The organism is Elusimicrobiota bacterium (assembly GCA_016788905.1).
Taxonomy (GTDB): domain Bacteria; phylum Elusimicrobiota; class Elusimicrobia; order FEN-1173; family FEN-1173; genus JADKHR01.
In genome coordinates, this window is the sequence record JAEURZ010000008.1 from 26,292 (window position 1) to 51,410 (window position 25,119).

The following is a 25,119-nucleotide window of genomic DNA, read 5'->3' on the forward strand; positions in this document are numbered from 1 at the left end:
TGAACCCATTTGTGAACTGTTTCCGCCGATGTTTTGTTTGGGGGGCGTCGTTACGGGCTCAGGGATTTTCTTTGGTTATTTTAAAGATGGCGATGGGGGGTGTCTTCCTCGCCGGGATTCCCCTTACGGTGTGTTCCCATGGAATACGTCTGGAAAAGACGTCGAGCGCTTTAAGTGTTCAGGCTCTCGATGAGAGGGATTCCCCGGTGACGGAGGGCGACGTTACTGTTTTTCCTTCAAATGATTCTACTTCACTCTTTCGTCAGGGAAAACTGGATGGGGAAGGTCGGTTTTCTTTTTATCCAGACCGCCCCGGTGGTTGGCGGGTTGTTGTCAAAGATGGGCGGGGGCATCGGTCGGAATTGGTCCTGGAGGGGGAGATTCCTTCTTCCCTTGTTCGTCCGGACCGGTTGTCCCGAATTTTGGCTGGGGTGGGGTTCCTCTTCGGACTTTTCGGGCTGTGGGCGTTTTATCTGCGGCGGACCAACTGAATGCATATTTCGGATGGAATCGTTCCTGTCCCTCTGGCCGCTGCCGCGTGGGGTGTGGCGTTAGTGAGCGTGGCTCGGGGCCTTCGTTTTCTTACGCTTGAGCGCGTTCCTCGGGCGGCGCTTGTGTCCGCGGTTGTTTTTATTGCCGCAGCGACCGTTCGTTTTCCCCTGGGGGTCGCTAGTCTTCATCCTGTCCTTAACGGACTTGCGGGAATCCTTCTGGGGCCCGCCGTCCTTCCCGCGTATTTTGTTGGGTTACTCTTGCAGGCTCTGCTGCTCCAATTTGGGGGAGTGACGAGTTTGGGCTTAAACACCTTGATTTTGGCTTTTCCAGCGGTTGGGGCTGGATACGTTTTTCGCGTTCTTCGCCGCCAGTTTCCATCAAAAAAAAACCTGTTTTGGAGTGCCGCGATTGTGGGGGTTTTGGCGCCTCTCTTTTCTTCTGCCCTTTGGGCTGGGACTCTTTTCTTTTCTGAAAAATCTTTTGCCCCGCTTGCTTCGTTAGGAATGGTTCCCCACATTCTCCTTGCTCTCATTGAGGGGGGGGTGGCCGGAACGGTAGCGGACTATCTCGGCCGATTTCGGCCGGAATTTATTTCCTCTTCGGAGGAAGGTCTTGGTTCCTCTGCCGGGCCCCTCGATTGAAATGAACAGGTCAAGCGTCCTTTCTTATGCGGACCCGCGGGGGAGAATTTTAATGGCTTTTGTGTTGGGGGCCATCCTTTCCTTCGTTCAAGATGATCTCTCCCTTCTGTTAGGCTTGGGGGGGGGGATGGTGGTGGCTTTCTTTTCAGGGGGTGGCCTTTGGTATTGGGCTCGGCGTGCGGTTCGCTGGAACATTTTTTTTCTGATCGCCATCATGACCATTCCTTTCGCTTCTCCTGGCCCGGCTCTGTTTCACGTGGGAGGATTTTCCTATGGAAGCGAAGGACTCTATTTCTCTCTCAAACTTTTGTTACGTGCCAACGCCTTATTGTTTTTATTTTCGTCTCTCGTTGGGCAAATGGATCCCTTTACACTGGCCCACGCCTTGCGCCACTTGCGAGTTCCGGAACGGTTGACCACGTTGATCTTTTTTGTGGACCGGTGCCAACAGCTGGTGTCGGTCGAATCCGTCCTGCGCCTTCGGGCTCTGCGGGCCCGGGGATATCAATCCACTTGGAGTTTTCGTTCTTGGAGGGTGTGGGGGAACTTTGTTGGGGCGCTCCTTCTTTCCAGTTCCGATCGGGCCGATCGTTGTTTGGGGGCCATGCGTTGTCGAGGGTTTGACGGACACGTCCAGCTTTATAAGCATTTCAAAACGCGACCATTGGATATTTTCTTGTGGACGGGGGCTGCTTCGTGGGCGGTTCTTCTGGTCGTGGTGGCGAGGGGGTCATGACGGTTCCTGTTATTCGTTTATCCCAAGTGGGGTATTCCTATCCGGGGGGGGCGAAGATTTTCGATAAGGTCAATTTTTCGTTGGGAACCAATGAGCGCGTGGGCCTTTCCGGTCCTGTCGGAGCGGGGAAGAGCACGTTGCTCCATTTGATGGTGGGGCTTCTCGGTCGTTTCTCAGGAACCGTTGAGGTTTTTGGGCATGAATGTCACAAAGAAAAGGACTTCCAAAAAATTCGCGGTTCGGTGGGACTCCTTTTTCAGGATCCGGATGATCAACTTTTCTGCCCTTCGGTTGAGGAAGAAGTGGCTTTCGGCCCTCTGAACCAAGGTCGGAGCCGTTTCGAGGTGGGTCAGATTGTGAAAGAGACATTGGCCCAAATGGGGTTAGTCGGTTATGAAGAGCGGGAACCTCGTCGGCTCTCCGGTGGAGAAAAAAGGTTGGTGTCCCTCGCGGCGGTGCTGGCCATGAGCCCACGGGTTCTTCTTTTGGATGAACCCACCGCGGGGTTGGACGATTCCGCCCGGCAACGATTGCTGGCTTTGTTGGGAGGGCTTCCCATGGAAATGGTTATTGCTTCCCATGACCGGGATTTTTTGCAAACCCTGACCACGCGTTCGTTCGATTTTTGTCGGTCCACAGAATAATGCTAACATTGTGATCATGATTAAAATTCGCCGAGCTAAAATTGGAGATGTTCGTGGGATGCACAAAATGTTGGGTGTTTTTTCGGAACGGAAAGAACTTCTCCCACGGGCGATTTCGGAGTTGTTTGAAAACCTCCAACAATTTCATGTCGCTGACGACAAGGGACGACTGGTCGGGTGTTGTTCTCTGGCCGTTCAGTGGGACAATCTGGCGGAAGTGAAGGCTTTAGCGGTGGACCCAGACTACCAAGGACGGGGGATAGGACGTCGGTTGGTGAACGCCTGTTTGAAGGACGCGGGTGTTTTGGGTGTGACGCGGATTTTTGCGCTGACCATGAAGGATGGTTTTTTTTCAAAAATCGGGTTCAATCGTGTGGAGAAAAACTTTCTTCCTCACAAGGTATGGACCGAGTGTGTTCGATGTCCTTATTTCCCAGACACCTGTGTGGAAATCGCCATGGTGAAAGATCTCGGGGGTGTGCCGCCGCCTCCAGCGTTTAAAGCGGCTGATCTTCCGTCTGACGGAACCGTCCCCGTAGAGCCGGAAGGGTTCTCCCCTGTCACCAAGAAACGTAATAGACGCTGACTCTCCGTCGACAAAAAAATGTTGACCGATTTCAATTGATGTTGTATCATGCTCCCCATGTTCGCAGCACAAACTAAATTTCCTAAATCTTCCACCGTTGTTCGTCGCTGGTATTTGGTTGACGCGGACGGTGTTTCGCTGGGGCGGTTGGCTGCCTTGAGCGCTGGACTTTTACGTGGTAAAGGTAAAACCACATTCTCCTCCCATGTGGACCAAGGGGATGGTGTGGTGGTGGTGAATGCCGCGAAGGTTGTTCTGACTGGGAACAAGAAAACGCAGAAAATGGATTTTCGCGCGTCCGGATATCGGGGCGGGCAGACATTAACTCCCTACGAACGGCTTTTGGAACATAAACCTGAACGCGCTGTTGAATTGGCCGTCAGTGGTATGCTTCCCAAGAATCGGCTTCGTTCCCGGTTTATGCGACGTCTTAAAGTTTTTCGTGCGGGTGAGGGTGCGGTTCAATACCCCATGGCCGTTGCTGTGGACACAAAAGATCCAAAAATAAAATCAGGCGGCCCCTTTGCAATAGCCGCGGCGAAGTAACCCTTCCGCGAGGAACTCCCGATGACCGAAGCCACTCTTGAAATTACCCGTCAAAAACCACTTTGGGCCACAGGCCGGCGAAAGTCCGCCGTGGCGCGTGTCCGTGTGGTCCCGGGGGAAGGGCGGATCGTTCTTAACGGAAAAACACTAGAAGATTTTTTTGGTGGGAATGAACGACAAAAAGCGGCGGCTTTGGCCCCCTTTCATTTAGCAAAGACACTTGAGAAATTTGACCTTTTTATCAGTACGTCGGGCGGTGGGATTACCGGCCAAGCGGAATCCATTCGGCTCGGGATTGCGCGAGCCATGGTGGATATGGATCCCACGCTGCGAACCGCTCTTCGCGCGAAAGGATTTTTGACGCGTGACCCGCGTGAAGTGGAACGCAAAAAATCTGGGCAACCCAAAGCTCGGAAGCGCTACCAACACTCCAAGCGGTAGTTTTTTTCTCGGGGTTTCATGACCGAGAACAAATTCCAAACATAATGTCGGCGCTTACCCTTCTTCAGAAGGCTGAGCCATTGGTCCTTCTGGAAGAATGGCGGAAAGCTCACGACATTCTCCGTCGGGCACGTCAGTTGCCATCCGATCCTTTTCTTAAAGCCGAAATATTTTCTCGGGACGCTGAATGTCTTCAGGGCTTGGGTCGTTTTCGAGACGCCCATTCTTGTTATTCCTCGGCCTACCTCCTCTACAAAAAACTTAATGTTCAGTCTGAACAGTTCTCTTCTTTAGTTGGGGCGAGTTCTTGTTTACGTATTTTGGGAAAATATTCTACAGCCTATCGGATGTGGCAGTCGGTGGAGGGGGCGTTTGTCTTGAAGGGGATCATTCCTCTTGGTGTTCCTATGGAGCGAGCGTTGGTTTCTCGTGGGTTAGGACTTTTTTCCGAGACCCGAAGTCGCATGAGGGGGGTTCTCCAAATTCTTCTTACTCAAAAAAATGAAGATAATCTATCGGAACGTCAGCATGTGTATTGGATTTTGGGAGGGCTTGAACGGTTTACAGGCCACTTTCTTAAAGCTCGGAATTGTTTTAAGAAGGCGGTTGTTTTTGCCCAAAATTTAAAAAACGGTTCTGCAGAGGCTTTCGCTCTTTGTGGTTTGGCAGGGGTTCAGCGGGTGTTGGGGGACGATCTTTCCTCAATTCGGAATTATCAGCGCGCGCATGGACTTTTAAAAAAGGAAGGTGACCCTTTTGGGGAAGCGTATGGATTGTGCGGGTGCGCGAACGCCTTCCGGGTGTTTGGGGACGCTCATAAAACTTTACCGCTTTATCGGCGGTCCGCGGCGATCTACAAGCGACTTGGGGATGAGAGCAGTGAAGCGTTTGCCTACTGGGGAATGGGGGGAAGTCTTCGGCGATTGAAGTCGTTAGATCGGGCAGACTCCTTTTACCGAAGAGCACTGAAACTTTTTTTGAAATCCAAAGACGATCGCGGTCACGTGATGACGCGTTTAGGGCTGGCACGGGTTGCGGAAGATCGCGGACACAGATCGTTGGCGCTTCGTGAGGTAAGTAAAGCTTTTTCCGTTGCCGATCATTCCAAGCTTCGTTATGAAAAATCTTTGTCCCTTTACGAGCGGGGACGTATTCGCCGGCCAACTCGGCTCCCGCACGAGATCCTTCGGCCGTTAGGGATATCCTTGAGTGTCCTTCGACGTTGGAGGGACATCCCGTGAGATCAATGTGTTAAAATACGAAAAAGAAAGGGGGTCTTTATGCGATTTTTAGTCACAGGGGCTGGGGGGTTAATCGGGGCGAACATCGCCTTGAATTTTCAAGGGCGCGGACATGAGGTTCATGCGTTGGATCATTTTGACGTGGGCCGTCGTGAGAACTTGGCGGATTTTCGGGGGCCGATTCATCAAGGGGATATCCGGAACTTTAACTATAAATCTCTCGGACGGTTTGACGGGATTTTTCATCAGGCGGCGATCACGGACACAACTGTCATGGACGAAAACCTGATGCGATCCGTCAATGTGGAAGCTTTTGTTAGAATTTTGGACTACGCAAAAATAAGCGGTTGTCCCAAAGTGGTCTACGCCTCAAGTGCCGCTACTTATGGAAAAGGGGTTCCACCCAATCGGGAAGATCAGGTCCCTCAGCCCGCGAACATTTATGGGGTCAGCAAAGCGGAGATGGAAAAAGCCGCGCGGGCGTTCACGGAGGGAAACCCTTCGGTCAAAGCGGTGGGGTTGAGATATTTTAATGTTTATGGCCCCCTGGAGTTTCACAAGAAGGCCGCGGCGAGCATGATCTATCAGCTCTATCGGCAAATCGCGGAGGGACGTTCCCCCAAGGTGTTTAAGTGGGGAGATCAATACCGAGATTTTATTTATGTGAAGGATGTGGTGGAAGCCAACTGGAAGGCGTTTGGTTTTTCAGGAAATGGTGTGTTCAATGTGGGAACCGGCAAAGGAACTAGTTTCAATCAAGTGATTGCTGTTTTAAATGAGGCCTTAGGGGTTTCCCGCCCGACAACGTATATTGAGAACCCTTACGGGTTCTACCAAGACGCGACCTGCGCCGACACGTTTCATGGGGAAAAGGTTCTCGGTTGGAAGTCCGTGTTTAGCCCGGAAGAAGGAATTACCGATTATGTCCGGTGGTTAAATTCTCAGGGTAAAACGGTCGTCCGCAACTGAGTGAGTTTCTCTCTTTCGATGAACGAAGACGGGCGGGTCGGGCGTCTTGTTTTTAGATTTTTTCGTTTCGGCGAATGACCAGTGCGTTCTTGGTGACAATCCGCCGTGTAAAAAAAAGTTCCGCTCCAACCAAAAAACAAAATCCTAAAAGGTAAGTCGACAGGGGGGACAGGATTCCTTCGACTAAGATGTAGACGGCCAATAAAAAAACAAACACCCCCAAGAGAAGTGAGAGAATAAAAAAATCTCCCCGATTTCTTAAAAAGAGCATTTCTCCGCAGGTGGAACAGTCAATGGATTGAAAGGGTGTGGCGATACTCATAACTTCAAAGAAAGTGACGGGCCCTTCACAACTGGGACATCTGGTTTTTGGAAAAAGCACCATGGCCTTCTCTATTTACACCCCGTTCATCCTTTTGTCAAGTCTCGGGGAATTGGGGAACCAGCGGAGGGAGTGAGATTTGAACTCACGAGGGGCGTAAACCCCTACCGCTTTTCGAGAGCGGCGCCTTCAACCACTCGGCCATCCCTCCGCTGGTCCCCCGATATTCTAGAACACCTAAATTTTTCGTCGACCAGAGAAGTCTCGCCGAAGTTCCCGATCCAGGTCCTTCCGTTTCATGTCTTCCCGTTGATCAGGGGCATTTTTCCCCTTGGCAAGTCCTAGTTTAACCTTGGCGTATCCGGAGTCCCCAAAATATATCTCCAACGGAATCAGCGTTAACCCTTTTATCGTCATTTTCCCAATCAGGCGTTTAATTTCAGCCTTGTGAAGAAGAATTTTACGTCGCCGGGTCGGAAGTTGTTCCACATGCAGCGACCCTTGTTTGTAGGGGGCAATGTGAACGTTCCAAAGAAAGACCTCGCCTCGATCCAAGCGACCAAAGCCGTCATCCAGGCTGGCGTCTCCCGCTCGGAGGGATTTTACTTCAGGCCCCGTAAGAGTTAGGCCGCCGTCAAACGATTCCAAAATGTGGTATTTGTGGAACGCTCGACGGTTTCGAGCAACCACTTTCACAAAACCATCCCCCATTCCGGACACTGCGCGGGACAGGATTTGAACCTGCACAGGCTTGCGCCCATAAGCTCCTGAGGCTTACGTGTCTGCCAATTCCACCACCCGCGCGGTGTCCGGACTTCGGAAATTGTTCGCTTCACTCCATTGAGGCCGTTCGGGCGGCCAATTGTTCAAGGGCGATCTGTGCCGCCGGGTTGCCCGAATCGCAGAGTCGGGCAGCTCGATATTCGTTGGCGGCTTCGTCCCAGCGATTTTTAAGTTCAAAAATTTTTCCACGTCCCATATAAGCCGGAGAATAATGAGGATCAAATTTAATGGCTTTATTAAATCGGCGCCTCGCTTTTCCGAAGGAGCCTGTTTTCAAATAGGTTTCTCCCAGGAGGGTCCATCCTTCAGGCGAATTTTTATGACCGCGCAAAAATATTTTGAGGGTTTGTCGAGCGGTTTTAACATGGCCAGATGAAAGCGATGTCCGGGCCAGTTTAAGTAAAGATTCCTCTTCCGATAATCCTCCTGCAGGAAGGGGGACCGCTGGCTCAGAAAGTTCCTCCCCCCTCACCATCGAAAGAGGGACGAAAAAACAAAATATAAACGTAGAGAAGATGAGTTTATTGAAGGTCATATGAAGTCCTAGGGAACAAATATACCATTTCGCCCGACGGAGGGTCAATGTCTGGCTCATGGGTTTCGTTTCTCGATTAGGGGGTTTCAAAGGAAGTTGTTGGTCAATAAAAACCCCTAGCGAAAGAACTTCCCAGGCGAGTGGGGTTTTTTGTCGGCAAAAAAAAGGCCCGGGGTTTCCCCCGGGCCTTTGGCATTAAAAAAATCCACCTATTTCTTTTTTGGGTCTTTTTTCGGTGCGGCTGGTTTAATTGTTGTCTTTACAGGGGTCGTCGCACTCTTTGCCAATTGTTCGACGCGGTTGATAATCCCAGAAGCGGATTCAGACACCTTGGAATAGTTTCCGTTCATGAATTCTTCCATGACTTTCGTCCATTCCGTTTCAATGTTTTGGAGAGAAGATTTAATGTTTCCACTTGCTTTGGGGAGTTTGGCTTTTAAGGAATTAATCTTTTCTTCCACATGGGTAACAATTTCCATGGCGGCAGCTTTTGCGGCCTCCTTTCTAGACGCAACAACAGACTCGGCTGTTTCGGCTTTATGTCGAGCGTCCAAGGCTCCCGCCAGCGCGGCCTTGTAGTCTTTGGAAGCTAATTTTGCCCGTGCATCGGAAAGAGCATTTTTCGCCTCGTTCCATTCGGCCTGTGCGTATTCAGCGGCTCCCGCTAGGTCTGCTGCTTGGATTGCATTTTCAGCATCCGCCATTTCCATCGTGGGTGGTTTTGCGCATCCGGCCACCAAGACACCGGCGGACAACATGGATAAAAATATAGAGCGTTTATTCAACATTGGACTGCCTCCGATATAAGGACAATTTTTTCCCGTTAGGATACGGGACTATCACATCAGAAATATTGTGCAACTTTAATGAAAGGAGTTCAACGGGTGGGGATGGGTTCGAATGTTATTCTACGGGATGATCCGGCGGGCGGTTTTTCTCCCATGAAAACCAAACGGATTTCGTTTAAATAGAAATTGCGAACAACGTATGTCCCAACAACCTGAGCCCGGGCGCTGGCTAGCGCCTCGCGAGCGGTCCCTGTGTATGACTCTTCGATAAACCCATAGATCCGGACGCGTGTTTCAGGATAGCGCCTTAGAATAGCCCCGAGGGCGTCCAAGGTTTCAAGGGAGGGGGTTTGAAGTATCGCGCTCCCCGGGTCGAAAGTGATCGGAGCGATTCGACCCGAATCAATAGAGTTCTGCAAACGATCCAGCTCTTCCTCGGCAAGAAGCGTGGGATCAATTTCGACCTCCTCCTCATTAGCGAGAAGTGGAATTTCCAGGTCAGCGTCTGAAATATCAACCTCAGGTTTTAAGGGAACCCAACTTTGGGGGAGAAAAAAACGTAGGCTTACCGCCCCATTGAATGTCCGCATGTCTTGATTGTTTTGGCGTACGCGGGCAAACTGTCGGACCCCCACCTCAAGGGCGAGATCCTGCATATCAGAGATCTTGAGGCGAATTCCTAGAAAAAAACCGGCGGTCCAGCCTGTTTGGGATTTTTGATGGGAGAGGTCCGTTCGCTTGTTTCGGCTCATTCCAAGGTCCGCCAGGAGATAAGGGGTGTAAAGTCGTGTCCAGGGAAAATCCCGTTGCACCCATCCTGTGATGGGTGCAAGAGTAAGGTCGTTTTCGGAAGATGTTGTTGATGTCACTCTGTAAGAGGCATACTGCCCTCCAATGGTCCAGTAATCCGAAAGTCGGTGCCCCAGCCGTCCGCCAAGCATTCCTGTTTTTCCGAACAGTTCCGAAAGGCCCGCGGGTGAAAAAACAGATCCCACCCCCGCTTGAAGATCAAAAAGAATAGGGGAACGATCTTCTCCCCAAAGAAAGACAGAGGGAAATAAGAAAAATAAGCCAACGAAAACAAGAGAGGATTTCAAGGTTTGTTTTTCCTTCTTGATGAGTATTCAAGAGCAGCGAGGCAAGCCTGCACGGTGGGTTCTGGGTCGATGTGTCGATACGGGGGACGCTGTCTGGCCAAATCAAAGGCGGTTCCATGTCCAGGGGATGTGCGAACAAAAGGCAATCCCACGGTCACGTTAATCACCTCTCGCGGGGAAGCCACTTTGAGTGGGATCATCCCCTGATCATGATACAGGGAGGCGATGAGATTAAAGTCCCCGGCCCGGTGTTTCGCCCAGGCGCTATCGGCCGGGAGTGGGCCCTGGACACGGAGCCCTTTTCGTCGCAGTATCTTCACGGCGGGTGTCACAATACGCTGCTCTTCTTCTCCCAAGAGTCCTTTGTCTCCGGCGTGTGGATTTAGTCCGCACACACCCCATGTCGGGCGTATTAATCCCAGCACCTGTTGAGCCCACTGATTTGTTCGTGTAACGGAATCGACAATTCCTTGAACCGATAGGGCGCCAGGGACTGATTTCAATGGAAGATGGCGGGTAACCAACAGTGTTATTAACGGGCCAGCGCGCATGACCATTTCTACAGATGGGGTCCCGGACAATGCCGCCAGCATCTCCGTGTGTCCAGGGAATGGGAGTCCCGCGGCCTTCAAAGATTCCTTGGAAACGGGGCCCGTCACCACACCGGCGACCCGCTCGGATAGGGCCAGACTCACAGCGGTCCGAATCGCTAAAGCGGCGGATTCCCCGCTTAGTTTTTGAGGGTGCCCCAAGGATAACCTACGGATGTTCGGATGGGGCACGTGCAAAATGTTTAATGTGAGAGGGCTTTCGGAATAGTCCTTCAGGTCGGTGATGGGGCGAATTCTTAACCCGGGAATTCTGACATGTTTATGAAAAACCCAAGCGTCGCCCACCACGATAACTTTCGCTCTTTGAGAAACTCGTTTGTCCTGGGCGGCGTGCACCGCCACCCAAGGACCGCATCCCGCGGGATCCCCGCTGGTGATGGCCAAAAACGGATGGGTCATGGATGACGGTGACTTATAAGCCAGCGATTTCCTCGCGCGATATAAGGATTTTTATATCAGAACCTTTTCGGAGGTCGGAGACAAAATCCTCAAACGCATCTTGTTGTGCGGATCGGAAAAGATATTCCCGTAGATCATTTTCCGCCTGATCAAAACGAAGTTTGGTTGCGGTTTTCTTTTCAATAACTTTGATGACATGAAGTCCAAACTTTGTTTCAACAATGCCTGAAACTTGCCCTTCTCCCAGGGAAAAGGCCGCCTTTTCGAAAGGAGGAACCATTTGACCTCGAGCAAAAAAACCCAGATCACCGCCATTCACAGCGGAGCCTTTGTCGATTGAGTTTTTCTCTGCCAACACGGCGAAATCCGCGCCGCCTTTAATTTGTTTCAGAAGGGACTCCACTTCTTTACGAATTTTAGCTTTGTCCGATGATGAAACCTTATCCCAATTGGTCGGCTGTCCGTTCTCGTCCGCGATCCCCATCAGAATGTGACGGGCACGAACCTGCTCGGAAATTTGGCGGGAAAAATATTTCGCCATGGAGTCTAAATCACGGGTGGATTCCTCAGAAAGCCCTGAAACGGTTTTCCCCGCGAGCTTATCGTTCAATTGGTCAAAGAGTTTTTTGATCTGTTTGTCCGTTGGCGGTTTCACCTTTTCTCGAACGATATCGGAGGACAGTTGGACGACTCTCAGTTGCTCCTTGATTCGGTCATTGAATTTCTTTTCATCCAACCCTTCTTTGGCGAGCTCTTTTTTGAAAGCGGTTTCGGATTCCTTGATGGCGGTGGGGTTCGAAGCGGTCAATTCTTTCCAGGCGGCACCTAAGTCTGGTGAGGCATCGGTGTTCGCCCCAGCGGCGGCCATCTGTCTCCGAACAATGGTTTGCAGGTCTCGTCGACCGGACTCGGGTAAAAAACGTGCTTTCACCTGCAAAATGCCGTTTTCTAAATCACGCTGGGGCACCCGGATCTTGCGTTTTTTAGCTTCCGCTTGAAGAACTTTGTCGTCAATCATTTGGTCGAAAAGCTTTTGGCGTGCCTCGGTTTTGAGTTCGTTGGTCATTCCTTCGGGGTTTCCCTCTTCTTGTTGAGCTTGGAAGGCCTCCCAATTCTTTTGGAATTCGGACAGGAGAATAGCTTCCCCATTGACAATGGCGACGGGGCGATTGGTTAATTTTGCGGCGGGAAGCGAACCCGCGACGGCGAAAACGAGTGCCAAGGAAAGGACGATGTGTTTCAAGGGAAAAACCTCCTGTAGGAACGTTTTTAAGACTATACCATATTGTTTGATTACGGCGTTTCGATCTCCATTGGAGGGGCGGGAAACACGATGTCGCTGAGCGCTTCGTTATTGATTTTGGCGGGATGTCTTTGGCGAATGGATTCAAACCACGCTTGTAGTTTTTGGCTTTCGAGAGTTTGGCGGAGCCTGGTTTTAAGTTCATCGTTAAAAGGTTGGGCAGAAAGAGCTCGATCGTTCCCGCGTCGAATGAGGTGAAACCCGTAGGGCGAAACCACAATACCGGATGTTTCCCCTTTGCTCATCTGAAAAAGGGCGTTTTCAAACTCTGGGACCAGGGAGCCCGGCAAGAGGTAGCCCGCGTCCCCTCCTTTGGCGGCCGAGGCGGGGTCTTCTGAATGATTTTTGGCCAGAACATCAAACTTTTCTCCTCCGGAAATCTTTTTAAGAAGGGATTCGGCGAGTGTCCGATCGCTCACCAAGATGTGGGCGGCTTGAACTTCAACTCCTTTCTCCCAGAAGGCATGAACCTCGTCTTCGGTCACCTTGAGAGGCCCTTCTTTTAGCGTCTTGGTGTACTGGCTCACCAGAAGACGTTCCTTTTCTTCCCCAAAACTCTGACGGAGCTCTTTTTGTTTTTCTTTAAAAAGGGTTGTGAGCTTTTTTAGAAGTTCTTTCGTCTCTGGGGAGGGCGGTCGGGACTCTGTTTCTTCAAGGATGATCTTGCGGCGAACCAAGAGTTCCAAAAGCTCTTTCCGTCCTGAGGGCGACTGGAGGTAGGCCTGGCTTGTGAATGGAACTCCAGCCACCTCTTTTAAAAAATCCGAGGCCGTTACGGAACGGGACCCGACTTGAGCTAAAACGGGGTCGCTTTTTTTACAGGCCAATCCCACGAGGAGGGGGATGACGATAAAGTAACGCGCGCGCATGGACCGCATTTTATCCTTCTTCTCTTCCCGTGTCCAGGGTGGCGAGGAAGGTCGTGGTCCAAACCACAAGGTCTGTGGGGAGCGGTTCTTCGAATCTCATGCCGAACGGCGGGCCGGGCAAAAATGAGAAACGATTCCCGTAGTGGTCTGTGAGACGTGTGAGGGTGTCGGGTGTCAACGCGGCGTTTTCCGCAAACCGGAGCTCCAACCCCTCTTTTTCAAGCCCGATGTGCATCACGTTTCGGGCGCGGGCCGCGTGTCGAAGCCGGGCCACGTCAAAGAGCCGTTTTGCGGGTTCCGGGAGTCGTCCGCAGCGGTCTTCCAATTCGGTGGCGAGTGTTTCTAGGTTGTCTTCTGGAGCGTCAAGGAGTCGTTTGTAAAAAAGGACCCGGTCCGATTCCGAGGGGAGGTACGTTTCAGGGAGGTACGCCGAAAGAGGAATGTCAATCGTTGTGTCGGGCTTGTTTTTTTCGCGCGAGGGGGATCCCCCCGTTTTTTGTTGTTCTATTTCTTCCGTGAGCAGTTGTCCATAGAGGTCTAACCCAACGGCGTTCACATAGCCATGTTGTTCGGGCCCCAGTAAATTCCCTGCGCCGCGTATTTCCAGATCGCGCATGGCAAGTTTGAAGCCGGACCCCAGGGAAGCAAACTCTTTCAGGGCGGCCAGCCGTTTTTGGGCCTCTTCCGTGAGAGTGACATCTTCCGAATAGAAGAGGAGGCAATAGGCTTTGACGCGATCACGCCCGACTCTTCCACGGAGTTGATAAAGCTGAGCCAAGCCGAAATCTTCGGCTTCTTCCACGACCAAGGTATTCACCGTCGGGATATCGAGACCCGATTCGATGATGCTGGTCGCCAAAAGGATATCGTATTTCCGATGCAAGAAATCCCACATGATTTTTTCAAGTTCCGGGCCGGACATCTGTCCGTGGGCCAAGGCGATTTTGGCGGTAAGTCCGTGGTCCTGGAGAGTGTCGATTAACCATTGGCGTCGTTTTTCAATGGATTTGACGCGGTTGTGAACGTAGAACACTTGACCTCCACGACGTAACTCCTGTTCCACCGCGGACACCACCACCTTCTGGTCGAAAGGGCCCACATGGGTGCCAATGGGTAACCGACCCTCGGGTGGGGATTCAATAACGGAAAGGCCTTTCAGTCCTCCCAACGCCTGGCCCATGGTTCGAGGGATGGGAGTGGCGGAGAGGGCCAGGACGTCCACCACGTCTCGGAACGCTCGGATGCGTTCTTTTTGTTTAACCCCGAACCGGTGTTCTTCGTCGATAATGACCAGGCCCAAGTCCTTAAATGCCACATCGGCAGAGAGGAGTCGATGGGTGCCGATCACGATGTCAACAACGCCCCGTTGGACGTCTTGAAGGGAGACCTTTTGGTCGGCGGGTTTTCCGAAACGAGAGAGGACCGCCACTCTAACGGGATAATCCGCGAACCGGTCCCGGAAATTTCGGCCGTGTTGTTCCGCCAAAATAGTGGTGGGCACAAGCACGGCCACCTGTTTGCCCGCGGTCACGGCTTTGAACGCGGCGCGCATGGCCACCTCGGTTTTTCCATACCCCACATCGCCGCAGACCACCCGATCCATGGGGATCGGGTTCATCATATCCTGCCGGGTTTCTTCTATGGCCCGGGCCTGGTCGGGCGTCAACTCGTAAAGAAACGATGAGCCAAATTCCTGTTCCATATGGGTGTCTCCGGAGAAGGAAAATCCCTGGGTTTGCGACCTTCGGGCGGCCCGGGCCAAGAGTTCCCGGGCCAGTTCGGCCACGGCTTTTTCCACATCCTCCCGGGTTCGGTCCCAGGCACCCGTGTCGAGAGATGAAAGAATCGGACGTTTTCCTTCGGTCCCGACGAACTTTCGAACATGACGGAAATCGAAGAGCGGGACAAAGACCCGATCCCCATTTTTGTATTCCAATCGAAGATAGTCCGCTTCCATGTTTCCCGCGGTCTTACGTTCCAGGGCCATATACCGCCCGATCCCAAACTGTTCGTGCACCACGTAGTCGCCTTTGCGTAATTCCGCTACCGCGCCCAGGGGGGTGCCACCCGTGAATTTTGGCAGGCGCAATCGGCGTCGTATGCGACCAAAGAGTTCCCCGTTTGCCAAAACCGCCAATCGATTCTCTGTGTCTAAAAATCCATGAGTCAGGGGCCCGATCGGAAGGTCAATTTTCGCCTCCTCAAAAGCGCGCGCAAGGGAACGGTCTTGCTCCATTAAGATTTCTTCCATCCGTTCCTGTTCGCCGGGGTTATGACAAAAGATGGATATTTTCCATCCTTCTTTGACCCACGTGACGACTTCCTTGGCCAACAGATTCATGTGCCCAGCGAAGGGGGGAGGAGATCTATACGGGAGTGGATGGGGGGGCGTGGATAAAGGGTCGTGAATGAAACGTGTACCGGACCCCGCTACAGGTGAAAGAGTGGGCGGGTTGGATTCGAATAGGGTTCCTTCGGGGCCCAGGTAATCCAAGAGGGTTGAACACTGCTGAGGGTTTGCTCTTTTTAAGAGACGGCCAGGACGAACTTCCGTTTCTTCGATCAAGTCTGTGGATCGTTGGGTGGCCACGTTTATTTTTCGGATCGATTCGATTTGGTCAAAAGGCCAAAGGGTTCGCAGGGGGCTTTCCCCTCCCGGGGACCAGAGATCTAAAACTTCTCCTCGAACGGCAACTTCTCCCGGGCGTTCCACTGTGTCCACCCGTTCGTAGCCATGGGTTAACAAATGGGCAAAAAAATCCTCCCGATTGAGTCGATGTCCCAACCTCAGTGTGCGATGGCTCGCGGAAAAATCATCGGGAGGGGGGAGGAATATTTCGAGAGAATTTCGAGGGGCGAACAATACCTGAGTTCTCCCTCCAGCCCAGAGGGATAGCGCGGTGAGCCGTTCCTCATCATCTTCTGAAAAAAACGAGGCTCGTGTGGGGGTTTGGGGGGAGCGCCAACGTTCGAGGGCTTGGAAATCGTCAAAGAGTGTCCCGGCTGTTTCCTCTGTGGCTGTGACCACCAACCAACGGCCCTCGGCGTTTTGGAGGATCCACCAGGCCTCCGCTCCCCCAGGGAGCGGGCCGATGGCACGGGCGATATCTGTCACGAAGTCGGGCGCTCGAAAAGGTTAACGCTTTCGATATGGGCGGTTTGCGGGAAAAGGTCCACGGGAACCGATCGTTTTAAATGGAATCCTCCCGTTGATAAATATTGGGCGTCTCGGGCGAGTGTTCCGGGGTCACAGGACACATACACCACCCGAAAGGGGTTCCCCCTCATAATAGACTTCAAGACGGACTTTTCACAGCCGGCCCGGGGGGGGTCCAATAAGACAACGGTGGGTCGGTCTTTGAGCAGAGAACGTGCCAGAACCAATTCGCATCGTCCCTGGCGAAATCTCATATTGCGGATCTTGTTCAACCCCAAACTTTCAATGCCGTCTCGAACGGCTTGGGTGTTTTCTTCCACGGCCCACACGAGTTTGGCTTTGCGGGCACAGAGTTGTCCCATGGCGCCGACCCCGGCATACAGTTCCCAGACCACATCGGTGGGGCCCACGGCCGCCATGTCCATGGCAACAGAATAAAGTTTTTCGGCCATCGTCGTGTTGACTTGAAAAAAGGCTCCCGGAGACAAGCGGAACCGAAGACCCAAAAGAATTTCTTCGAGATGGGGTTTGCCCCCCCAATGTTTCCATCGGGGGCCCAGCACAACGTTTCCGGGTCGGTCATTGATGTTCTGGTAAACGCTGGAGACAAAGGAGCAGGATTTACGGAGGTCCTGAACAAAAGCTTCCATGTCCAGGCCCGGGCCTGATGTTGTCACGGGGGCCACCAATGTTTCCCCGCTCGAAGCGGTGCGAACCATCAGATGCCTTAACCACCCTGTTTCCGTGGACCCGTCATAGAGGGAGGCGTCCCGTTCGGAAAACCATTCCCGTGCGGCCCGAACCACAAGGTCAAATCGTTCCTTTTGAACCAGGCACTCCTGCAGGGGAACCACGGTGTGGGAACCCGGTGCGTAGAAACCGGCAACGATTTCCCCCTCAGTGTTTCGGGAAAAAGGAACCAACCCCTTGTTGCGATACCGCCATCTCCCATGGGATTCCGGAGCTAAAATGGTTTCTTCCACATGGGGACGAGCAATTTTTCCAATACGCTGAAGAGTTTCAATGAGCAGGGTACGTTTGGCTTCTCCTTGGGTGGTGTAACTTAAATGTTGCCAATCACATCCACCGCAAACCTGATGAGATAACTGTCCGGGTTGAAAGAAAAGAGAGCATCGGGGTTGGGTTCTCTGGGGGGAAGGGGCTTCAAGGGTCCCGATCCAGCCTCGCCCATAGGAATTTTCTTTTTTGAAGGAAGAGAGCGTGACCCGGTCCCCTGGTGCACCGTAGGGGACAAAAACCACCGGGCCCGATCGGCCCGGTTCTGCGCTCGGGAGACGAGCCACCGCGTCACCACCGAGGGACAGTCGTTCAAGAAGAAGGGGTCCTGTTGTCATTTTTTATAAAAAGAGTTCCAGGGCTTCATACCCCGTCATGCCGGGTTTGACGCCTCGATCCGTTGCGGCGGCACTGACCGCCACCACAGGCGCCGCCAAAAGTTCATCCACGGTTTTCACCCCTCGGACGATGGCGGCGGGCGCCTTGACTTTGTCGGCCGTGTGGAGGTCCAGATATCCGCACATCACAAACCCTAGGGACCCCTTGGCCAAGACGAGGGGAGCGCCTGGCAACGGGATTTCTATTCCTTCGCCCTTTTTGTTTCCGATAACAATTTCATGTGTTTGCAATGGAGCCTCCTTTTAAAAAATAATGTTACAAGAAATTTACAACTTCTTAAGATAGGCTTTCGTCGCGATCATTATACTAAAGACACGATGCTTCGCTTTCGACGTGTGGTTGGGATGGCGGTCGCCGCAACCCTCCTCCTCACGAATGTTGTGGCGACCTACGCCGTCGAAAAAAGCCTCTGGGAGGAACGGCGCGCCGCGGTCACACGGTCCCCGCGTTTTGCGCGACTTCTTCCGACCACTCCCGGCCTGTTGTCCCGGGAGAATAAATTTTTCGGCGGGGGATCAACAACCTCCCAGCCCCCGTCGAATTTTAAGGACCTCGCCCTTTCGTTTGACGTGGCGTCAGCGGTGTTGCCCTTCGGGGCAATAGGGGCGGTTCATGTGGGGCGCCGGGGGGCGCCGGTGGTGTTCCTCCTGCAAGATGTCCATGGCAATGAGGGTGCCCAAAGAAACATTGGCGGTCTCCTCAATGCGTTGGCTGCCCGTGGCGTTGCCTTCGTTGGTCTTGAGGGTGCCTGGGGACCGATCGACTTAGAGGCCTATTCCCGACACCCTTCTCCTCCCTCTGTTTCTCTTGTGGCCGAGGCCCTTCGTGTTTCGGGATACCTGAGCGGCGCGGAATGGGCCGGGTTAACCGCTTCGAATCCTCTCACGTTGGTGGGAGTGGAAACTCCCACCCTGTATCAGGCGAACGTGGCTGCCGCGAAAGAATGCGTTTCTCGCCGCCCGGCCGTTGATGAGTTTCTTCGCGCGCTTACCTCTAATCTCGAAATTAAAAAAACCGAACTCTATTCCGAACCACTAAAATCTTTTGATTCTCATAGGGGAGCCTATTGGGATGGACGTGAAAGTTTGGGGAATTTTGCCCGACACCTTGCCGGTTTTCCAGGTGTCAATAAGAAACCCGTTCCTCAAGTGAGACGTTTCCTTAAGGCCATCGAATGGGAGAATCGTTTGGATTTTGAAAAAATCGAAACGGACCGGGGGAATCTTATGGCTCGGTTGTCCCGGGAACTCCATTCAAAGGAGCTGGACCTTCTCCTCTCTCGTGCCGTGGAATACCGTGCGGGGAAAACAATTAACGGTGATTTTTTCGAGACTTTACGAACCCTCTGTGCGAGAAAAGATATCGCTTTGGCATCCTACCCGATTTTTTCCGATTATATTTCGTTTGTGGGATTTGTTCAGGGGATCCACCGTGCAGAACTTTTGGATGAACTGATGGCCTGGGAAGTGGACGTGGGGTCCCATCTCGCTCAGTCGGATGAAGAGAAGACCCTCCTTGAAATTGATCGAGACGTTTCCCTTCTTCGTCAATTGTTGGAAAACGAAATGTCCCCGGAATCTTGGGCGATGTATGGAAAAAGGAAGTCCTCCATTGTTTCTCTCCCGGCACGACTGGTGTTGTATTTTGATTTTCAAGAACCCGCAGGTGGGTTGGCCTCTTTCATTCGGCCCCATGAGGATTTTTGCCGGCTGGCCATGGAAAGGGATGGTGCCTTGGTCAAAAACTTTGTGTCCCACGTGCCATTTGAAAAGGGGAACCCATCCGTTCTGGTGACAGGGGGGTTTCACACCCCGGGAATCCAATCCGAACTCCATAAGAAAGGGTTTTCAACCGTTACTGTAACCCCCCGCCTTGAGAAGGTCGAAGGCAAACCCCTGGACGTCTTCGCTCGGGATCCCCTCCCCTTTGATCAGCTCTTTGCGGGGAAACCCATAAGTCTTCCTTCGGAACTCCTGCTCAACGATGCGGACCAGAGCAAAAGGCTGGTGGGTGGGCCGTCGAGCGCGGTCGCCATGGTGGGACTGCTTCCTGGGGAATGGGAGGGGGACCTCAATGCTTGGTTGGAGGATCAAGGGTTCGAGGTGGATTCAATGTCTCGCGATGGGGATGGGCTGGTTCGACTTGAAGTCGTTTTTCAAGGGACTTCGATCGGGTTTCTTGTCGGACGCAGGGGTTTGATCGATGCGACGGATAAAGGGAAGGCGTTCGACAAAAAACAAATTTTATCTTTACCGAACGGGGATTCTGTCCTTGTCTACGTAAACGCCCCTCCAGAAAACGTCGCCTCCTTTGTCTCGGTCCTATGGGCCCCATGGGAACTTCGTGTTCGAAGTACCTTCCTCCTCGTCCGTCAAACTTTTTTGAATGGGGGATCAATTTTTGCCCCGTCCGGCCTTGGCTCATTAACGGAAATGAATCATGGGATGAGACGTTTGCTTTCCATCCTCATTCCTATTCATTGGCTCAGGGGAATGAACATGATCCCTGACGGTTATTCTTGGGATTCTCCGAGGTCCGATGGGGGAGAAATTCCTCTCCTCCTAGGAATTGCGGATTTAGTGCGGGGTATTGCCAAATCCGAGGATCATTCGGTCCATCGACCTGGCCTTTCGAAAGAGAGCGCTCGGGTCCAGGTTTCTCCCCTTGGGCTTACGGTTCAGCTCACCCTCTTCGATCCTTCTGGACAGGAAGTGGGGCGTGCCATCGTGGATGGGAAGAGGGGGGAGGTTGTTCTTCACCAGGTGGTCATTAAACCTGGAAAAAACACGTTTTCCGAAGACCTCTTGAGGGGAGTGGCCAAAGAATTCCTGGTGATGAAAGGGCAGGGGATTCTTTTTCTCGGTGGGGTGACCGACCCGCGTGTGAAACAAGCCGCTCAGCGCCTGTTTGATCAAAACACCCTATCCGTGGCTCCTAAAATGTTTGGCCGAAATACTTCCCATGTCCAGTGGCCCGATGCGGTGGACGTTGCCTCCCCGGAATTTTCATCCTTAATGGTTGGGTCTGATCCCACCGATATAAGAGGATCTTTTTCGCTCTCTGCGAGAAAGGAGTTTTGGCCCATTGAAGATCTTCCAGCGGTCGAAAGCAAAGAGGGGCGGGGCCGGGACCCAAAAGTCGAATTCTTTCCCACGCGGGATAGGATGCGAATCAGAGAATACGCGCATTTGGGTGTACGCGATAACGATCTCCGGGATCTCCACGATGTCCACATAAACGGGAATCAAGTCGGAACGGTGATCTTTTCAAAAACGCCGAAGGGCGTTTCGCTGAGGGATATTTTAGTCTTCCCGAATTGGAGAGGGCAAGGGGTTGGCAAAGCCATATACGCGGCGCTGGCGAAGCAAGCCTCTTTGAGTCTGCATCCATTCCGAAATGAAATGGGGGATCCCATTTCATTTGAGGGAAGGAACCTGGCTAACCCAGGTTCTTACGCTATTCGATCGGGTTTGTTTGTGAGCGGGACAATGGAAATTGTTCCCGTTGGGACAAGATCTTCTGATGAAAATTTTGAGCCTATTGAAGGCTGGGAGAACCCCGTTAAGGAGGGGACCCGAGAATTTGACCATTTGGTGGGGGAGGAAAACATCGATGTCAAAGGTTTGAATAGGGGGAAATACTCCATCCATTTTAACATGCGTGGGGTAACTCTCCCGGAAATAGTGGGTGCCGCGGAACGGGACCTGCTGTTGGAGCAACGGATACGATTTGCAGAGCAGAAAACAGTGGAGCGCCTATTCAACCGTCTGGAAGAGAATTCATTTACCATTGTCAATGATGAAATCGGGAAAACGCTCCTCATGCTGGGCGACGGTGGGGTGGAGCTGGCCCGCGCTCGGTTCTTTGGCAAACGGGGTGAAATGACAATAGCCCATACGGAAATCCATTCCGGAGGGAAAGTCACGGCACTTAGGCTACTAATGGAAATCGGCCGTATTGGACTTTTCGAGGGAGGGGTTGGGCGACTGTTGATTCGGGACACGGGCGATAGGGGTGTGGTGGAAGCGGCCAAAACTCTTTTTGAACCAGAATCCCTTAGGGTGGCACCTCACCGATTTGATCGGTCGGTCACGAACTCGCGTTGGGGTGACCGAGTGGATCCTTTCAGTGAAGAAACCATCGATCGTGTATTAGGGACCCCGCATCAAACGGTTGATGTGAGCGGATCTCTTTCTATGAAAGTGTGCGAAATTCTCTGGCCCCCCATGGATTCGCTTCAAGAAAAAGAAGGGGTCCGTTTGGTCGATTCCCCGGTTGTGGAAATAGTTGAAGCGAGAAACCCACGGGACCCAGATGAGTTTTTGGTTTTTTCCGGGCGTGAAGTCGTTGGAAAGATGAGCGTCGAAGTTAACACGGATGTTGTCCTCCAAAAAAAAATCCAAATCAATCATTCGCCTGTTCAAAACCGAGGAAGGGGATATGGGTCTGCCGCTCTTCTCTCCTCTGCCAAGTTGGCCGCCCGGATCTTGTTCCCAAAAACAAATGACCACGGGGGGGCGGTTCCATTGGAATTCCGAAACGTTTTGAACCCGTGGGTTTTTGAACATGCGAAAAGGAACATTTTTATTCCCGGAACTTTGGAAATTCTTGAGGCAGGGACCGTTTGGCCTCTCTATGATCTTCCTCTCTCGCTGGGTTGGGGAAATGCTTTAAATGAACGGGATCCCCGGTTTGATGTTTTAACCACTCAAAACTTCAATGATGATGGTGAATACAAAGTTCGTTTCCACCTCCGTGGGGAACTTCAACCAGAAATAGTTGAGTTGGCTCGAGGAGATTGGACAAGAACAAACAGTTTCTTGGGTCTGGGCATCGGGTTCACCTTCGAACCCATCCTTCTGTCGTTCCTGGGCATGGGTTACCTGATCGCAATGGTCTACAAGGACAAAATCCTGGATTGGCTCGCTAAAAACAACGTGCCCCCGTGGGTACGAAGAGGAGTGAACAGCTATGTTCCCGACCTCTCCCACGTTCGAATCAAGTTTTTTCGCATGATCTTTCACCAGGGGCAGCGAAGACCTAACGCGATGGCACCGCGAATTGATCATGATCTCTCAACGGAAGAACGTCATGCTTTGTGGGAGTCTTTAATGTCTCTTTCTCCTCACCCCTTTGAAGGGATGCCGCCATTGATGGAAATAAACCTGGGGACGTTGGGTGGAATGGAAGTGCCCTCTTCATGGGCCCCTGATTCCTTCGCAAGTGATGAATCTTTGGCTCTCATGGTGCGGGCGGCCTCGGGATCCAAAGCGGAGGTTCATCAACGGATCGCTTACAATGCAACCTTTTTCAACGAAGAACGTGGGGAAGAGACCGCTGCCCAAGCCGGAGCCCACGCGGCGCTTTACGACGAGGTGAAATTTCCCTGGGCCACCCCTATGGATTGGAAGTTCACCCAGCGTCTTGTCACGATGCTATTCCAAAACGGAGGGAATAGGCGTTCGCGGTTGGCCGCTTTCCAGTTGGCCTACAATTCGGTTCGGGCGGCTGTTTGGCGTGGGCGATTGATCGGAGGAACTCTCGCATCAAGGAACGGGTTGGTTCTAAACCTATCACCGCTTTTTGACCCGGACAGTGGGAAAGTCGTTTCCGAGGTGGCGGCAACTCTTCTCAACCTGGGAATGGCGCTTCACTTAGAGAGCCCTTCCGGGGAATTTCCTATCGAGCTGTTGGTGGATTTTCCGCTTGAAAAGGATCGGGTCGAGGCGCGCATCAAAGATTTCATCCCAGACTATGCCAAGTTCGAAAAGTCGGGCCGACTTCGTGTCCGGGTGAGGGGAGTAGACAAGGACGTATTCAAGGACGGCCGTATCTCTTTAATGGGCCTCCATGAAGGATTTTCCCTAACAGCGGTGGGCATCAGCGAGGATCATCTCCTCACGGATGAAATCCAACCGTTGAAAGCACGCGGAATAACGTTTGTTCCCTGGCACTCTATCCTTTCAAAAAAAGTTGAGGATGCTTTAAAAAAGATGGTCTTTATAAGAATTTCAGCTTAACCCCAATGCGGTTTAGATAAGCCTTTTTTCCGTCGATCATTTGTAGAATAATTCCGTAGTTAAACGGCCGACACTAAGCGGTTTCTACGGAGAGCTCTTTGAAACTAACATCCTCGCTGATCTCGTTGTCTGATGGGACGTTGCCAGCCTCATTTAAGGGATTGAAATCCTTGGTGGCTGTGGAGTGGGTGCGTGAGGCGCTGAGGCGTGGCGGGACGGCGAAGGTCCGCACCCGGAAGATGACGGTAGAAGATGTCGTGTGGCTGCTGATCGGGATGTCGTTGTATCGAAATCGGCCGATGGTGGATGTGGCGCACCACTTGGATCTGGTGATGCCGGACAAGAAGGGTCGGCCCGGGACATTGAGCAAAGGGGCGATTCCCCAATCCCGCGAAAGTCTGGGCGTGGACCCTGTCCGAGCGCTGTTTATGATCACCGCGAAGCACTGGGCGCAGGAGTCCGGGGAGCGTTATCGGTGGCGGGGATTGATGGTGCTGGGGGCGGATGGGTCGACACTGCGAATTCCAGACAGCGTGGAAAATCGATCCAAATTCGGATTGCCGCCGGGGAGTCGGAGCACGGCGGGGTATCCGCAGGTGCGGGTGGCGGTGTTAATGGTATTGAGGAGCCATCAGTGGCTGGCGTTCGATTTTGCGGATTTTGGGACCGGAGAAGGGACGGTAGTGTGGCCGCTAATTCAGCGTGTGCCAGAGCGTTCTTTGACAGTCATGGATCGGTATTCCATTGAACACGCGCAGTTGTGGGGGCTGACACAACGGGGAGAAGATCGGCATTGGTTGTTGCGCGCCCGAAAGAATTTACGCAGGACGGTGGTCAAACGGTTGGGGAAGGGAGACGATTTGGTGGAGATGCCGATCGACCGTAGCCGTCGGAGAAAAGACCCATCCCTTCCGGAATCGTTCTTGGCGCGGGCGGTGCGGTATGAGCGTAAGGGGTATCGGCCGCAGACTCTCCTAACGTCTCTGTTGGACAATAAAGCGTATCCGGCTCAAGAGATCGTTAAGCTGTATCATGAGCGGTGGGAATTGGAGCTGGGGTATGACGAGCTGAAGACGGATGTGTTGGAGCGGGAAGAGGCGATTCGCTCTCAAACACCGGACGGAGTTCGCCAAGAGTTGTGGGGGATGGCGATCGCCTACAACTTAGTTCGACGGGAAATGGACATGGCGGAACGAGAATTGGGATTGCCGCCGCGACGAATCAGTTTTGTGTTCTGTCTAAGGCTGATCCGGGACTTTTTTTACTGGTCGGCGATAACGCAAACGCCAGGAGCTTTGCCAAAGCGCCTGGAACAGATGCGCGTGGATCTCAGGCGATTGGTCTTACCGCCACGACGCGGGGATCGGCATTCCCCGCGTCACGTCAAAATCAAGATGAGCGGTTACTCGCGGAATCAAGGGCATCCGCGATGATCGACAGAAAAAAGGCTTATCTAAACCGCATTGGGGTTAAGGTGATTTTTCTTTTCCCTTCTTTTCTTGACACGCTCTCCTGTCCTT

Annotated in this window: 22 protein-coding genes and 2 tRNA genes; 11 read left to right on the forward strand and 13 right to left on the reverse strand. The window is 52.5% G+C overall.

Annotated elements, in window-relative coordinates:
* Positions 1-11 precede the first annotated feature (11 nt).
* The 9 genes from JNK54_04780 to JNK54_04820 are packed head-to-tail and all read left to right on the forward strand — an operon-like array spanning position 12 to position 6,299.
* Complete coding sequence (locus tag JNK54_04780) at positions 12-491, forward strand: hypothetical protein (protein MBL8023581.1); 480 nt, start codon at positions 12-14, stop codon at positions 489-491.
* A complete protein-coding gene (locus tag JNK54_04785; GenBank protein MBL8023582.1) occupies positions 492-1,136 on the forward strand; it encodes an energy-coupling factor ABC transporter permease in 645 nt (214 codons plus the stop codon).
* Entirely contained in the window at positions 1,108-1,872 is a 765-nt protein-coding gene (locus tag JNK54_04790; protein ID MBL8023583.1) for a hypothetical protein, read from the forward strand. Before JNK54_04785 ends, JNK54_04790 begins: the two co-directional genes overlap by 29 nt.
* Positions 1,869-2,516, forward strand: coding sequence for an ABC transporter ATP-binding protein (locus tag JNK54_04795; protein MBL8023584.1), 648 nt, complete (start codon positions 1,869-1,871; stop codon positions 2,514-2,516). The genes JNK54_04790 and JNK54_04795 overlap by 4 nt, the downstream gene beginning before the upstream one ends.
* Before the next feature lie 16 nt (positions 2,517-2,532).
* A complete protein-coding gene (locus JNK54_04800) occupies positions 2,533-3,102 on the forward strand; it encodes an N-acetyltransferase (GenBank protein ID MBL8023585.1) in 570 nt (189 codons plus the stop codon).
* A 57-nt stretch (positions 3,103-3,159) separates the two neighbouring features.
* Positions 3,160-3,648, forward strand: a complete 489-nt coding sequence (rplM, locus tag JNK54_04805) for a 50S ribosomal protein L13 (protein MBL8023586.1) — start codon at positions 3,160-3,162, stop codon at positions 3,646-3,648.
* Positions 3,649-3,669: 21 nt separating this feature from the next.
* Entirely contained in the window at positions 3,670-4,089 is a 420-nt protein-coding gene (gene rpsI, locus JNK54_04810; protein ID MBL8023587.1) for a 30S ribosomal protein S9, read from the forward strand.
* A 44-nt stretch (positions 4,090-4,133) separates the two neighbouring features.
* The gene (locus JNK54_04815) at positions 4,134-5,330 is read left to right on the forward strand and encodes a tetratricopeptide repeat protein (GenBank protein ID MBL8023588.1); all 1,197 of its coding nucleotides are present in this window, start codon (positions 4,134-4,136) and stop codon (positions 5,328-5,330) included.
* A gap of 39 nt (positions 5,331-5,369) precedes the next feature.
* The gene (locus tag JNK54_04820) at positions 5,370-6,299 is read left to right on the forward strand and encodes an NAD-dependent epimerase/dehydratase family protein (protein MBL8023589.1); all 930 of its coding nucleotides are present in this window, start codon (positions 5,370-5,372) and stop codon (positions 6,297-6,299) included.
* A 52-nt stretch (positions 6,300-6,351) separates the two neighbouring features.
* On the opposite strand, the gene JNK54_04825 is transcribed toward JNK54_04820, so the two are convergent.
* From JNK54_04825 to JNK54_04885, 13 genes are all read right to left on the reverse strand, one after another.
* The gene (locus JNK54_04825; protein ID MBL8023590.1) at positions 6,352-6,621 is read right to left on the reverse strand and encodes a hypothetical protein; all 270 of its coding nucleotides are present in this window, start codon (positions 6,619-6,621) and stop codon (positions 6,352-6,354) included.
* Positions 6,622-6,745: 124 nt separating this feature from the next.
* A tRNA-Ser gene (locus tag JNK54_04830) sits at positions 6,746-6,832 on the reverse strand.
* 26 nt (positions 6,833-6,858) lie between these two features.
* Entirely contained in the window at positions 6,859-7,332 is a 474-nt protein-coding gene (gene smpB / locus JNK54_04835; protein MBL8023591.1) for an SsrA-binding protein SmpB, read from the reverse strand.
* Positions 7,333-7,341: 9 nt separating this feature from the next.
* Positions 7,342-7,425 (reverse strand) — tRNA-Leu (locus JNK54_04840).
* A gap of 28 nt (positions 7,426-7,453) precedes the next feature.
* Complete coding sequence (locus JNK54_04845; protein MBL8023592.1) at positions 7,454-7,999, reverse strand: tetratricopeptide repeat protein; 546 nt, start codon at positions 7,997-7,999, stop codon at positions 7,454-7,456.
* Between the two features lie 149 nt (positions 8,000-8,148).
* The gene (locus JNK54_04850; protein MBL8023593.1) at positions 8,149-8,727 is read right to left on the reverse strand and encodes a DUF4398 domain-containing protein; all 579 of its coding nucleotides are present in this window, start codon (positions 8,725-8,727) and stop codon (positions 8,149-8,151) included.
* Between the two features lie 89 nt (positions 8,728-8,816).
* Positions 8,817-9,824, reverse strand: coding sequence for an outer membrane beta-barrel protein (locus JNK54_04855; protein ID MBL8023594.1), 1,008 nt, complete (start codon positions 9,822-9,824; stop codon positions 8,817-8,819).
* Complete coding sequence (gene pdxA / locus JNK54_04860) at positions 9,821-10,834, reverse strand: 4-hydroxythreonine-4-phosphate dehydrogenase PdxA (protein MBL8023595.1); 1,014 nt, start codon at positions 10,832-10,834, stop codon at positions 9,821-9,823. The genes JNK54_04855 and pdxA overlap by 4 nt, the downstream gene beginning before the upstream one ends.
* Positions 10,835-10,847: 13 nt before the next feature.
* Positions 10,848-12,077 carry a peptidylprolyl isomerase gene (locus tag JNK54_04865; protein MBL8023596.1) on the reverse strand — a complete coding sequence of 410 codons (1,230 nt, stop codon included), beginning with the start codon at positions 12,075-12,077 and terminating at the stop codon, positions 10,848-10,850.
* A 50-nt stretch (positions 12,078-12,127) separates the two neighbouring features.
* Positions 12,128-13,006 carry a peptidylprolyl isomerase gene (locus JNK54_04870; GenBank protein MBL8023597.1) on the reverse strand — a complete coding sequence of 293 codons (879 nt, stop codon included), beginning with the start codon at positions 13,004-13,006 and terminating at the stop codon, positions 12,128-12,130.
* A gap of 10 nt (positions 13,007-13,016) precedes the next feature.
* Positions 13,017-16,121: a transcription-repair coupling factor gene (gene mfd, locus JNK54_04875; protein MBL8023598.1), complete on the reverse strand. Its 3,105-nt coding sequence runs from the start codon at positions 16,119-16,121 to the stop codon at positions 13,017-13,019.
* The gene (gene rlmD / locus JNK54_04880; GenBank protein MBL8023599.1) at positions 16,118-17,518 is read right to left on the reverse strand and encodes a 23S rRNA (uracil(1939)-C(5))-methyltransferase RlmD; all 1,401 of its coding nucleotides are present in this window, start codon (positions 17,516-17,518) and stop codon (positions 16,118-16,120) included. Before rlmD ends, mfd begins: the two co-directional genes overlap by 4 nt.
* A 3-nt stretch (positions 17,519-17,521) precedes the next feature.
* Entirely contained in the window at positions 17,522-17,809 is a 288-nt protein-coding gene (locus tag JNK54_04885) for a DUF1805 domain-containing protein (GenBank protein MBL8023600.1), read from the reverse strand.
* An 87-nt stretch (positions 17,810-17,896) separates the two neighbouring features.
* Here JNK54_04885 and JNK54_04890 point away from each other — a divergent pair, with 87 nt between their 5' ends.
* Entirely contained in the window at positions 17,897-23,599 is a 5,703-nt protein-coding gene (locus tag JNK54_04890; GenBank protein ID MBL8023601.1) for a GNAT family N-acetyltransferase, read from the forward strand.
* Positions 23,600-23,697: 98 nt separating this feature from the next.
* On the forward strand, positions 23,698-25,032 hold the full coding sequence (locus tag JNK54_04895; GenBank protein MBL8023602.1) for an IS4 family transposase: 1,335 nt from the start codon (positions 23,698-23,700) through the stop codon (positions 25,030-25,032).
* The last annotated feature ends 87 nt before the right edge of the window (positions 25,033-25,119 follow it).